15 protein-coding genes are annotated in these 12,665 nt (G+C 55.4%); 5 read left to right on the top strand and 10 right to left on the bottom strand.

Features of this window, described 5'->3' with window-relative positions:
• Positions 1-171 precede the first annotated feature (171 nt).
• From C7B16_RS19110 to C7B16_RS19070, 9 genes are all read right to left on the bottom strand, one after another.
• Complete coding sequence (locus C7B16_RS19110) at positions 172-471, bottom strand: rod-binding protein (RefSeq protein WP_105266753.1); 300 nt, start codon at positions 469-471, stop codon at positions 172-174.
• Complete coding sequence (locus tag C7B16_RS19105; RefSeq protein WP_122984250.1) at positions 471-1,571, bottom strand: flagellar basal body P-ring protein FlgI; 1,101 nt, start codon at positions 1,569-1,571, stop codon at positions 471-473. The genes C7B16_RS19110 and C7B16_RS19105 overlap by 1 nt, the downstream gene beginning before the upstream one ends.
• Positions 1,572-1,585: 14 nt before the next feature.
• Entirely contained in the window at positions 1,586-2,251 is a 666-nt protein-coding gene (flgH, locus tag C7B16_RS19100; RefSeq protein WP_105225092.1) for a flagellar basal body L-ring protein FlgH, read from the bottom strand.
• An 82-nt stretch (positions 2,252-2,333) separates the two neighbouring features.
• Positions 2,334-3,119 (bottom strand): flagellar basal-body rod protein FlgG, encoded by a 786-nt coding sequence (flgG, locus tag C7B16_RS19095; RefSeq protein WP_000990540.1) that lies wholly within the window; start codon positions 3,117-3,119, stop codon positions 2,334-2,336.
• A gap of 79 nt (positions 3,120-3,198) precedes the next feature.
• Positions 3,199-3,936, bottom strand: a complete 738-nt coding sequence (locus tag C7B16_RS19090) for a flagellar basal body rod protein FlgF (RefSeq protein WP_107180001.1) — start codon at positions 3,934-3,936, stop codon at positions 3,199-3,201.
• The gene (gene flgE, locus C7B16_RS19085) at positions 3,936-5,138 is read right to left on the bottom strand and encodes a flagellar hook protein FlgE (RefSeq protein WP_038355508.1); all 1,203 of its coding nucleotides are present in this window, start codon (positions 5,136-5,138) and stop codon (positions 3,936-3,938) included. The genes C7B16_RS19090 and flgE overlap by 1 nt, the downstream gene beginning before the upstream one ends.
• Before the next feature lie 278 nt (positions 5,139-5,416).
• Positions 5,417-6,130: a flagellar hook capping FlgD N-terminal domain-containing protein gene (locus tag C7B16_RS19080; RefSeq protein ID WP_107180000.1), complete on the bottom strand. Its 714-nt coding sequence runs from the start codon at positions 6,128-6,130 to the stop codon at positions 5,417-5,419.
• Positions 6,130-6,561 (bottom strand): flagellar basal body rod protein FlgC, encoded by a 432-nt coding sequence (flgC, locus tag C7B16_RS19075; protein ID WP_038355509.1) that lies wholly within the window; start codon positions 6,559-6,561, stop codon positions 6,130-6,132. Before flgC ends, C7B16_RS19080 begins: the two co-directional genes overlap by 1 nt.
• Positions 6,562-6,563: 2 nt before the next feature.
• Entirely contained in the window at positions 6,564-6,899 is a 336-nt protein-coding gene (locus tag C7B16_RS19070; RefSeq protein ID WP_000512950.1) for a flagellar basal body protein, read from the bottom strand.
• Between the two features lie 81 nt (positions 6,900-6,980).
• Between C7B16_RS19070 and flgA the strand changes: the two genes are divergently transcribed.
• From flgA to C7B16_RS19045, 5 genes are all read left to right on the top strand, one after another.
• Positions 6,981-7,718, top strand: coding sequence for a flagellar basal body P-ring formation chaperone FlgA (gene flgA / locus C7B16_RS19065; RefSeq protein ID WP_085448689.1), 738 nt, complete (start codon positions 6,981-6,983; stop codon positions 7,716-7,718).
• Between the two features lie 80 nt (positions 7,719-7,798).
• Complete coding sequence (gene flgM, locus C7B16_RS19060; protein ID WP_107179999.1) at positions 7,799-8,077, top strand: flagellar biosynthesis anti-sigma factor FlgM; 279 nt, start codon at positions 7,799-7,801, stop codon at positions 8,075-8,077.
• Positions 8,078-8,089: 12 nt separating this feature from the next.
• The gene (locus C7B16_RS19055; protein ID WP_038355513.1) at positions 8,090-8,518 is read left to right on the top strand and encodes a flagellar protein FlgN; all 429 of its coding nucleotides are present in this window, start codon (positions 8,090-8,092) and stop codon (positions 8,516-8,518) included.
• A 127-nt stretch (positions 8,519-8,645) separates the two neighbouring features.
• Positions 8,646-9,578, top strand: coding sequence for a lysine-N-methylase (locus C7B16_RS19050; RefSeq protein WP_123057385.1), 933 nt, complete (start codon positions 8,646-8,648; stop codon positions 9,576-9,578).
• A gap of 48 nt (positions 9,579-9,626) precedes the next feature.
• Positions 9,627-12,065, top strand: coding sequence for a glycosyltransferase (locus tag C7B16_RS19045; protein ID WP_107179997.1), 2,439 nt, complete (start codon positions 9,627-9,629; stop codon positions 12,063-12,065).
• Between the two features lie 326 nt (positions 12,066-12,391).
• On the opposite strand, the gene C7B16_RS25055 is transcribed toward C7B16_RS19045, so the two are convergent.
• A partial coding sequence (locus C7B16_RS25055; protein ID WP_375122099.1) for a hypothetical protein occupies positions 12,392-12,665 on the bottom strand: 274 nt, incomplete at its 5' end.

Here is a 12,665-nt window from a genome sequence, read left to right as displayed (position 1 = left end):
GGTAAATCGTGCCGGTTAAAAGCGGCGTGAAGATGGGGATTCTTAAGTTCCGTAAACCGGGTGCCAAACGCCTTATCCGGCCTACATATGGGCGCAAACATAAAAATATGTGCGGACTCGTAGGCCTGATAAGACGCGACAGCGGCGCATCAGGCACCAAACGCCGGAGCCTCATTTATGCTTTGGTGACAACTGCTTCACAATCATCGCCGCAATGCCAATCCCGTGCTGCTGCGCCAGGGTGTTACACAACTCATCATCATAAAACCCCTGCATCATGCGCACCGAATCGCTGTTAAACGGGTTATCTTTCGAATCGAAAAGCTCATTGGTTTTTCGCATCTCTTTCAGCATGTTGCGTAAAAAGATCGCCTCAAACTGTTCCGCGGCCTGCTTGATGTCATTGGCCTGAACCTTCGGCCCCATTAATGCGTCGCTGCCGTCAATCCCGCTGCTGGCGTTCACTTTCATCAGATCACCTCCAGGTCGGCATCCAGCGCGCCCGCTTCATGCAGCGCCTGCAAAATCGACATAATATCGTCCGGCGTTGCGCCTAAGCTGTTCAACGCATTGACCAGCGTTTTCAGGCTGCTGGACTCCGGCAAACTGACTACGCCCGGACGCGCATGATTCACCGCGATATTGCTTTGCGGCGTGACCGCCGTGCGCCCGCCAGCAAGGGCGTTCGGCTGGCTGACGTTGCTGGTTTCGTTAATCGAGACGGTCAAACTACCGTGCGACACCGCCGCCGCATGCAGCGCGATGCCATCGCCCATCACCACCGTGCCGGTACGTGAGTTAAACACCACGCGGGCGCGGACTTTCTCCGCCTGCACTTGCACATCGTCCAGTTGCGACATAAACGCCACCCGCGCGCCGGGGCTGGTGGGCGCGCGCACGGTAACGTTGGTAGAACTCTGCGCGATGGCAATGCCGCCAAACGAGGCGTTGATCGCCGCCGCAATATTGTTGGCATCTTTAAACGACGGACGTTTCAGGTTGAGGGTGATGGTGTCACCCATCTGAAAATCGCTGGGGATCTCGCGTTCCACCGTCGCGCCGTTGGGAATTAACCCGGCGGTTGGCGTATTAACCGTTACGCTTGAGCCGCTGGCTCCGGTGGCATTCATCCCGCCCACCACCACACTACCCTGCGCCAGGGCATAAACTTCGCCATCCGCGCCGTGCAATTGGGTCAGCAGCAAGGTGCCGCCACGAATACTTTTCGCATCACCAATCGACGAAACGGTGACATCAATGGTCTGCCCGCGCGAGTACATCGGCGGCAGCGTGGCGCTCACCGCCACCGCCGCGACGTTTTTCACCTTCGGGTCGATTTTATTCGGCAGTTGCACGCCAAACTGGCGCAGCATATTGGTGATGGTCTGGTTGGTGAATTTGACCTGGTTTTTATCACCGGTGCCGTCGAGGCCGACCACCAGGCTGTAGCCGACCAGTTGGTTTTCACGCACGCCCTGTACGTTGACCAGCGACTCCAGCGATTGCGCCAGCGCCACGCCGGGCAGCGCCAGGCTTATGGCGAGAACCACGGTCTTGATCCAGTTTTGCATTGCACTCTCCGGCATTAAATCGGGAACAGAGGATGGTTAAACAGCCGCGTCAGCCAGCCTGCGGCGTTGGCGTCGCTTAACGCGCCGCGTCCGGCATAGGAGATGCGAGCGTCGGCAATCCGCTGGGAGGAAACCGAGTTGTCGTTCTGGATGTCGTCGGCGCGCACCAGGCCGCTTAAACGGATGTATTCATCACCCTGGTTGAGGGTGAGCCATTTCTCGCCACGAATTTCCAGAATACCGTTGGGCTGCACCGCATGGATAGAAACGGTGATCTCTCCGCGCAGGCTGTTCTGCTGCTGGGAAGTGGCGCTGCCGTCAAAGTCGCGATTGGCGTCGATGGAGCCGGAAAGCTTATCTTTGGTGTGACCAAAAATCGTCGGCGCACCAATATCAACGGTGTTGTTTTTGCCGAAGTTGGTTTTCGCCTGTTTGCTCGACTGGGTAGATTCTTCGAGGATCACCGTCAGAATATCGCCCACGCGATAAGCCCGCCGATCGGCGGTGAGCGACCAGTTGTAGCCCGTTTCAAACACGCCTCCGGCACGCCCGTCAGCCGGGAGCGGCGCTTCGGTTTTCGGTGGTGCAAAGTATGCGTCGTCTTTTTTGACCAGAATGGCCTGCGATTCACACCCGCTAAGCAGGGGAAGCAGCGCCACCAGCCAGAGATAATTTTTCACGTTCTGCCTGTTTAAAATACAAAGAGTTATGAGCCCTGGTAGGTCGGATAAGACGCGTCAGCGTCGCATCCGACATTTCGCCTTACAACGTCTGGCTGATGTACTGCAGCATATCGTCCGCCGCCGAGACCATTTTGGCGTTCATCTCGTAAGCGCGTTGCACCGTAATCATCGCCACCATTTCGTTGACGATATCCACGTTCGAGCCTTCCAGCGCGTTGTCCTGCAAGGTGCCCAGCCCATCTTCGCCCGGCACGCCCTCGGTCGGCTGACCGCTGGCGGCGGTTTCCAGATACAGGTTGTCACCTTCGGCGGAAAGCCCTGCGGGGTTGGCGAAGTTCACCAGTGTCAGTTGCCCTAACTCAGTCACATCGCTGTCGCCGGGTAAGATCGCCGTCACCGTACCGTCCTCACCAAAAGCGACGTTGGTCGCCCCCGCCGGGACGTCGATTTCTGGCTGCAACGGCAAGCCCTGCGAATTGGTCAGCACGCCGTCGGCGTTCACCTGCAAGTTGCCATCGCGGGTATAGGCGATATCGCCGTTGGCCTTTTGCACTTGCAAAAATCCCTGCCCCATAATGGCGACATTCATCGCGTTGTCGGTGGTTTCGACGTTGCCTTCGGTGAAGGTTTTCTGAGTGCCGACAATGCGCACGCCGCTACCGAATTGCAGCCCGGTCGGCATGATGTTGTTCTGGTCGAGCATCGCGCCCGGCGCTTCCTGGGTCTGGTAGAACAGATCCTGAAACATCACCCGGTCACGCTTGAAGCCGGTGGTGTTAACGTTGGCGATGTTGTTGGCAATCGCGCTCATTTCAGCATCCTGCGCCGAGAGGCCGGTTTTGCTGATCCATAATGCTGCGTTCATGGTGGTAAATTCCGTGTTGTTTTTCTGCCGCCGATTGCCGGATGCGGCGTGAACGCCTTATCCGGCCTACGATGTGCGGTTACGAGCCGCGCAATAAGCGGTTGCCCGCGTCGCTGATATCTTCTGCGGTTTTCATCATCTTGATCTGCGCTTCAAACTGACGGTTCATGGCGATAGACGACATCATCTCGCTCACCGCCGAGACGTTGCTGCCCTCCAGAAAACCGCCGCTGACTTTGATGTTTTCATCGCGCTGAGCCAGAACGCCATCGGCAGTCACCAGCATCCCTTCGCCGTTTTTCGCCAGGTCAGCGACCGGAATATCCACCAGCTTCAGGCGGTCGATATCCATCGTCGCGGTCACATCGCCGTCATCGGGCGTCACCGAGAGCGTACCGTCGCTGCCAAACGAGGCGATGGCGTTCGGCGGCAGAATGATCAGCCCGTTATCTCCCAGCACCAGATTGCCGTCGATGGTCAGTTGCCCCTGGTCGTCCTGCTGGATGTTGCCGTTGCGGGTATAGACTTCGTTGCCGTTTTTATCCTGCACCGCAATGTAACCCGCGCCCTGAATCGCCACGTCCAGCGGGCGTTCGGTCTTCTCCGCCACACCCGTACTGTCGTTCACGCCGCTGGCCCCTTCCTGCGCCATATAGCGCGTATCGAAGCCGCCGCCTTTCACCTTGTCGTTGGTCGCCATCGCCATGTCGGCACGAAAACCGTTGGTGTTGACGTTCGCCAGGTTGTTGGCGCTAATTTGTTGCTCGTACAAAGTCTGGGAAGCCCCGCTCAGGGCGGTATAAATCAAGCGATCCATTACATTGCCTGGAACAGCGCGTCATCGAGCTGCGTGCTGGTGGCGATAACTTTGGTGTTGGCCTGGTAGTTACGCTGGGCGGTCATCAGGTTGACCAGTTCGCTGGTGATATCGACGTTGGAGCTTTCGAGCACGCCCGACGACAGCGTGCCGCAGGTGCCGGAACCAGGAACGCCAATCAGCGGCGTACCCGATTCCCCGGTTTGTACCCACGCGGTGCCACTCACCGCCTCCAGACCGTTTTCATTCGGGAAGGTTGCCAGCACCACCTGCCCCTGCAACATGCGCTCGCCGTTGCTGTAGGTGGCGTAAACTTTGCCATCGTCATCGACCTGCACACCGTTTTGCGTTGCGGAGGCGTAGCCGTTGGCGGAATTGGTGGTGACCGAGAAGTCAGAGCCGTATTGCGTACAGGTGGAGTAATTGACGGTTAAATCGATGGGGGCGGCGGCATCGGTCTGAAACTCAATCGTCTGCGGCGTGGTGGGCGAGGTTAGTTTCCCGGTATTCGGGTCGAAGGTTAATGTCGTCGCCGGAACGCCAGTCTGCTGCTGACCATCGAAGGTATACTGCACTTCCCAGGTGTTATCGCTGGTTTTGGTGAAGTACTGGCATACCGAGTGTTCGTTACCCAATGAGTCATACACCGTGGTGGTGTAGCTGTCGGTATACGAGCTGCTGTTGGCCGGGTCGAACGGTACGGTGGTGCGATCGATAGCCGCGTCGCTGGCGTTGAAGTTGGCGGTAAAAGTCAGGCTGCTGCTGGCCTGCGCCGGAATATTGCCGGTTTTTATCTGGATATCGGTGACCGTGCCAGTTTGCAGGGTGCCGCTGTCATCGACCGGATAGCCCTGCAAGTAATCACCCGAGGCGTTAACGATATAGCCGTTTTTGTCGGTTTCAAACGAGCCGCCACGGGTATAAGAGATATTGCCCGCGCTGTCGCAGGTAACAAAAAAGCCGTCGTCGTTAATCGCCAGATCCAGCGCGTTACCGGTGGAGACCAGCGAACCACCGCGCGAAATACTCTGCGCCGTACCCGCCACGCTGACGCCCATTGCCTGGCTTCCGGCATACATAGCTGAAAACTGGGTGGTCATCGACTTATAGCCCACCGTTCCGGCATTGGCGATGTTGTTACTGATCCCGTCGAGCTGTTCGTTAACGGCATTCAGCCCCGTTGCGGCAATTTCATAACTCATTGTTTCTTCCTGTTAATTCAAATTTTTGACAGCGTGCCCGTTGTTTTGCCGGATGCGGCGTGAACGCCTTATCCGGCCTACATATGGGTGCAAACATAAAAATATGCGTGGACTCGTAGGCCTGATAAGACGCGCACGCGTCGCATCAGGCATCTTGCACCTAACGCCGGATGCGGCGTGAACGCCTTATCCGGCCTACAAAACCATGCAGATTCAATACATTGCAGTTTCATGTAGGCCTGATAAGCGAAGCGCATCAGGCAATTTGGCACCGGTCATCACGCTACATCACTGTCGGTATCGGGTACGCCAAACTGGCTAATCATGGTGAATGGCACTTCGCCCACGCCTGCAACGTTGAGCACCGGAGAGCTACCGTCGAGCGGGATGCGCACATCTTCCACTTCGCCGGAGACTTCAATCGGCACCTCTTCTTCCCCGGTGTTGGTCACCACTGAGACGTCGTAATCACCCGGCGGAATGCCGTAATCGGCGGGATTTACCGAGAAATCGACCTGGCCTGGCCCCACGGAAGAACTGCCCTCCGGGATCAGCGAGACGGTGTAGTCATCGCCTGCGGCATCGGTAAAGTGGAGATCGGCGGTAGTACAGGCGTCGTCCAGCGTCGCGCGGCCGTTAATGGTCTGGTCGCTCACCTGCAAGGCGGTGGTCTGCACCATAATGTCGTCACCCACCAGGTTGCCGAGCGCCATCACCTGAATATTGCTCATCAGCACCGCGTTGGTGTTGGCCTGCACGCTCATCTCTTCCATCATCGCCACCTGCGCCATCGACGAAAGCTGGTCGATATATTCGGTAGCGTCGGTCGGGTCAGTCGGGTCCTGGTTTTGGATCTCCGCGACAAACAGCGTCAGGAAAGTATCGACGGGCGAGCTATCGCTGCTGCTTTGCGTATCGCTGGCCGCCACGGTGTTGTTTTCCGCCGTGGCGGTCGGCTGCGGCGATTGCGCATTCAGCGCCAGGGTATTCATCAGGCTTCTCCCAGTTTCAGCAGGCTTTGCTGCATACTTTTCACGTTGTTGAGCACATCGACGTTGGTTTCAAAATCGCGCGAGGCCGACATCATGTCCGCCATCTGTTCCACCACGTTGACGTCGGGATACCAGACATCACCGTTGGCGTCGGCCAGCGGCGAATGCGGCTCATAGTGTTTCACCGCCCCGCCGGTTTGCAGCACGTCCTGCACCTGTACGCTCGCACCGTCGATCGCGTGGCGATGCGTTCCCGCCAACAAACTGTGGTGATACACCGCGGCAAACACCGGGCTACGCGCTTTATACGCCTGCGCCTCGCTGCTGGCGGGTGCATTGGCATTCGCCAGGTTACTGGCAACGGTATTCAGACGCAGCGTTTGCGCCGTCATCGCTGAGCCAGAAATCTGATAGATATCAGTAAAAGACATGCTTATTTCCCTTCAATGGCCTCTCTGATGCCGCTGATTTGCAGATTCAGAAAGGTCAGACTGCTTTGATAATCCATACTATTTTGTGAAAACCGCGCCTGTTCGCTGTTCAGTTCCACGGTGTTGCCATCTTCCGACGGCTGCATCGGCACGCGGTACTGGACATCCACCGCCGCGTTATTTGCCCGTTGCATCTCCCTGGCAAAATCAATATCTTTAGCCTTGAAATTTGGCGTATCGACATTCGCCAGATTCGCAGTCAGTAGCTCGGTCCTCTCAAGACGTAACTTCACTGCCTGCGGATGCACTCCCAATGCTTGTTGAAAACTGATCCCCATTTCTTGCGTCACTCCTGCCTCAATCCGCATACGCTAAGCAATCGCCGTGCCATTTTTTAAGTGACTGAAGAGAAAGGGTTTATGAGTTTTCAATTTTGCGGGCGGAAGATGTTCTTTCTCCTGACGCTGGCCTTACCGGGCTACGCCGCCGTCCATCCCGTGCAACATAGCGCGCGGGAACAAGTCAACGCTCAGGTACTGAACGCCGCCAGCCAGCAGATTGAATCACTGGCGCAACAGCGGCAGTGGCATGACTATCGCTACACCTTTAACGTCTACATTCCCTCGCAGATTGCGACCGCCACGCCCTGTGCTACGACACCTGGCGTCACACTGACTTCGCCTGCAGACATCGCCCTCAACCGGATGAACTTCACCGTCAGTTGCCCACAAAGCTGGCAGATGAACGTGGCGGTACGCCCGGATGTGCGGGTGCCGGTGGTGATGGCAAAGTCAGTGATTGCCCGCGACACGCCGCTTACGGCAAATGATGTGGAGTTGAAGCCCTACAACGTCAGCGCCCAGCGGCGGGATGTGTTGATGGAGCTCAATGACGCAATTGGTTTAAGCAGTAAGCACGCGCTGCAACCGGGTAAACCGCTCACCAAAGAAGAGCTGGTTTCTCCAGTGCTGGTCGAGCGCGATCAGCCGGTGATGATTGTTTACCAGAGCGCGGGGATCACCGCCTCAATGCCCGGCGTGGCGCTGAAAAATGGCCGCAAAGGCGAGATGGTGAAAGTGCGCAATGCCAACAGCCAGCGGGTCATCAGCGCGAGGGTGGCGGAAAGCGGTGTGGTGACGACGGTAAGCGCGGAGTAATTTGCGCAGGCGATTAAAGTTTTGCCGCCTGTTAACCGCTCTACCAGAGTAACCCACCCAAATACCGAGACGAGGTTGCGATGAAAATCACCCCGACTATGCCAGGCAATCGCCCGACAGCCACGACGGCAGGCTCCAGCCAGTCGCGCAAAAGCACGGCAACCACCACCACGACGCTAAACGCCGACGACATTACCCAGGCGGGATTGCAGTCTGCCCAGCAAACTCTGAACGACCAGAACGAAAGCGATATCGACAGCGACAAAGTGGCGCAAATGCAGGCGATGCTGGCCTCCGGCAGCCTGCAAGTGGACACCGAACAGTTAGCCAGCGACATGCTGAGTTTTTTCCAGAACTAAGAGGCCGATGAAGTGAGTATCCGGTTACAACAGGTAAAAGCGCTGCTGCAGGGCATTCGCGACGACGACGCGCGGTATGATTGCCTGCGCGAACTGCTTCAGCGTCAGCGGATCTGCATGATTCGCCGCGCCAGCGAAGAGTTGCTGGCGGTAAACGATGAGATAACCCATCACTATGAGCAGTTACACAGCCATAGCCATCAGCGGCACTGCCTGCTGCAACTGCTGGGTGTCAGCGTCAATAGTGACGGTCTGGCGCAGGTTTTTGCCTGGCTTCCGGCGGTTCAAAAAGCGGCTGCACAGCAGTTGTGGCAACGCCTTGAGCAAAAGGCGGAACGCTGTAAAAGCTATAACGATAAAAACGGCGAGCTGTTAATTCGCCAGTATGAATTTATTCAGGCTTTTTTAGGTAGCGAAGCGGATTTTCTCTATCAGGGATAACGGCAATACCTTCCCCCATTGCGGAAACGGATTTTCCGCCAGATCCCCAATCCTCTGTTTTTGAATAAAAAAATTCCCGGCACGTTTATTGCACATCCTGCAAAGTAATAAAGACTGGAAGCCACCTATGAGTTTTATTGAATGTTATGAACCGGAGTATGTACGCAATTTTTTGGCGTGCCATCCCGCTTCGCCTTTATACGTCCGTAAGGTCTGGAAGAATGAGATTCGCCAGAGTCTGGCATTAACCGATATTGCCAGTTGTGAAGCGGTGCTCAACGACTCCAGCGCCTTTGAATTACAGCTCACCTACCGCTCTGTGGAAGAAAGTGCCGCGGAGCTATCCGCGCGTGATGCGATAGTAAACCAGGTAATTTTAAGCACCCTTGCGCTGGCCGATTTAACACCAGAGCTTTCACTGTATGCCGTCGGGCTCCTGCTCTCCCGCGCCAGTAAAATGCCAGGCAGAGACGGCGACACGCTTGCCCGTTTGACGACGCTGCCGCAGGCGCTGGCCGACCATGCGCAAAAAGGTACGTTGCAGGCACAATTTGCCCGGCTACCATCAGTGCCACACATCGCGCGCCAACTGGTGACGCTGCTCGGTAATTTTGCTTTTGACTGGTCGATTCTACCGGAAAGCCCGCGCAAAGCCTCGCTGCCGTTGCAGGTGACTTTGCTGACGTTGCATGACGCCAACAGCGAAGCTCTGTTGCAACAGCAGTTACAGACGCAGTGGCAAACCACCTGTCAGCAATATTTCACAGCTTCGCCCTGGATTTTGCGTAATTACCTGATCTACCGGGTTTACCACGATGCGATTGGCCAGGCGGACGGGGCGGATTATTTCCCGCTGGTGTGCGATTTTTATCTCATCCGCACGTTAATCAGTTTGTGGACGCTGGATGGTTCACCGTTGCGGCAGGAGGATATTTTCGCCCTCTTCGCGGTATTTGAACGCTGGCGAGCCAGCGAAAATGCGCTGCTGATTCGCCAACAAATTCAGGCTGAATGTTGTGCAGATCCGCTGCTTTATGCGTTTTCACTGCTACCTTGCTAACGCTTTCAGGCCGGTTTTTCCCGGCCTTATCTACTTTGTAAACATATCATGCAAACCATCATCAAAACGCTCGCCACTCACCGCGAAAAACCGTTTGTCAGCGTCGTTACGCCAACCTGGAACCGTGGCGCATTTCTGCCGTACCTGATTTACATGTACCGCTATCAGGATTACCCGGCAGACCGCCGCGAACTGGTCATCCTCGACGACTCCCCGCAAAGCCATCAACACATCATTGACCGCCTGACCAATGGTAAGCCGGACGCCTTCAACATTCGCTATATCCATCACCCGGAAAAACTGCCGCTGGGCAAAAAACGTAACATGCTCAACGCACTGGCGAACGGCGAATACATCCTCTGCATGGACGATGACGACTACTACCCGGCAGATAAAATCTCCTGGACTATCGCCATGATGCAAAAACATCGGGCGCTCATCTCCGGCTCCGACCAGATCCCTATCTGGTACAGCCATATCAACCGCATTTTCAAAAGCCGCAGCTTTGGCCCACATAACATCCTCAACGGCACCTTTTGCTATCACCGTAACTACCTGAAAAAGCACCGTTACAACGATGATTGCAATTTAGGCGAAGAGAAAAGTTTCACCAACAACTTCAGCGTAAACCCGCTGCAACTGCCCGGCGAGCGCACCATTCTGTGTATCTCGCACAGCCACAACACCTTTGATAAAGACTTTATTCTCGCAGCCAGCACGCCGGTAAACGCGGCGCTTGCGGATATCGTCAGCGACCCGCTGCTGCGCAATGCTTATCTGAGTCTGCATAACGCCACTCATCATCAGGCGATCAACCATAAGGCTGTCGATCAGATCGTTCTGCTGAATCTGGATAAACGCCCGGATCGCTTACAGCAGATCCGTGAAGAACTGGCACTGCTGCATATTCCACCCGAGAAGATCACCCGCCTTGCCGCCTGTGAAGATGAAAACGGTCAACGGGGCCGCCGCCAGTCACACTTGCAGGCGCTGCGCCTGGCGCAACAGCACGGCTGGCAAAACTATCTGCTGCTGGAAGATGACGCGGTTATTCTCAAGCAGGAGAAACATATTCAGGTGCTGAACACCCTGCTCGCCAGCCTGGCGAAAATTCCCTGGCAGGTGATGATTCTGGGTGGCGAAATTTCGCAAGGAACGATGCTAAAAAGTTTGCCGGGGCTGGTACACGCGCGGGACTGCCGCAAAGTGTGCGCTTATCTGGTGAACAGCCGCTACTACCCGCAACTGGCGCAGCAGATGAGCAACGATGAGCACTCGCTGGAAGCCTGCTGGCAGCCGCTACTGCGCGCCGACAAATGGCTGGCCTGTTATCCGAGTCTTTGTTACCAGCGACCGGGCTTTAGTGATATCGAGCAAAAAACGACCGACAACATTAGTTACTATTTCAATAAGTTACCCGTAACCACAAAGCCATCCGCGTTACCCATTGCCGACACCATTGGCTTTTTTATGGAAACCTCCTTCCACTACGCGCTCTACCGCCCAATCATCACTGCCCTGCAGGCGCTGGGGCAGAGTTGCACGCTGGTGATCAACGACCGCGTGTTTAAACCGTTTCTTGATGAAATGCTGAAGACGCTAAAAAACATCGACGATCCGCAGCTTAAAGGTATGCGCTTGTCTGAAATGCAGGCACACGGTCAGCGAGTGAAATGCCTGGTCAGCCCCTACCACACGCCCGCGCTCAATGGCCTGGCAGCGGTGAACGTCCGCGCTATGTACGGCTTAGCCAAAGAAACCTGGAATCACGCCGACTGGAACGTTTTTTATCAGCGCATTTTGTGTTACAGCCACTACAGCCAGCGGGCGCTGGAACATTTCGGCAATGCAAAAGTGGTTGGCAACCCGCGCTTCGACGCCTGGCATAACGGCACGTTCGACCGCACGTTGCCGGAAAATATCCAACCCGATTTTCGTAAACCTACGCTGCTCTACGCCCCAACGTTTGGCGCATTAAGCTCCCTGCCCCACTGGGCTGAAAAATTAGGGCGCTTAAGTGGCGATGTGAATTTGATTTGCAAACTGCACCACGGCACCTGCTCGCGCCCGGAAGAAGCGGCGTCGCTGGCACTGGCGCGCAGGCATTTAAAACAGCGCACCAACTCTGCCCGCCACACGCTGGCACTGTTGGCAAAGGCCGATTACGTGCTCACCGATAACAGCGGCTTTATTTTCGATGCTATCCACGTTGATAAGCGGGTGATCCTGCTCGACTTTCCGGGCATGACGGAACTGCTCGACGGCGAGAAAAGCTACTCCACACCGGAGAGTGCAGACCAGCGAATCCGCGAAGTATTGCCGGTGGCTCATGACATGGCAGAGCTGCGTTACTTATTGTCAGAAGCGTTTGACTGGGGTGCGGTGCAGGCGCGGCTTACGGAGATTCGTCATCACTATTGCGATGCGTTTATGGATGGCAAGTCGGGAGAACGGGCGGCACAGGTGATTGTGGAGGCGTTGGGGTAAACCGCGCAAGTGCCTGATGCGCTTCGCTTATCAGGCCTACGCGCCATTGCAATATAGTGAATTCGTAGCAATTTGTAGGCCGGATAAGGCGTTTACGCCGCATCCGGCACGAACAGCGCACTTATCTACCCTCTGATTTCAAACACATCGCTTTATGACTGGTGAATCGGTAAAAGTTGCACATTTTGGAGCCTGGAAATAGTTGTCTTTATGAATTCCGAAAAGCCACCTTCTTCCTACTATAACCATTCTTTTTTGCCTGTATTGGCAGCAACATACCTCACCCGTGATTTATCTGTAGTACTTCGCAGGTATCAACTATAACTTCATGCCTGTAAACGACTAAAACGGGAGGGCGGTAGCGTTTCTGATGTGATATGAACCCATTTTGCTAATCTATTAGTTGCCTGGATGCCCTGGGCCTCAAAAATATAGCCATAAGATAGATTTTTTGATGGAACCCGGAGTAAAGGTAGACTAGCCCCCAGAATCTCCAGACAACCAATATCACTTAAATAAGTGATAGTCTTAATACTAGTTTTTAGACTAGTCATTGGAGAACAGATGATTGATGTCTTAGGACCGGAGAAACGCAGACGG

The organism is Escherichia sp. 20412-1 (assembly GCF_003027595.1).
Classification (GTDB): Bacteria; Pseudomonadota; Gammaproteobacteria; order Enterobacterales; family Enterobacteriaceae; genus Escherichia; species Escherichia marmotae.
This window is presented reverse-complemented; position numbering and strand designations above follow the sequence as displayed.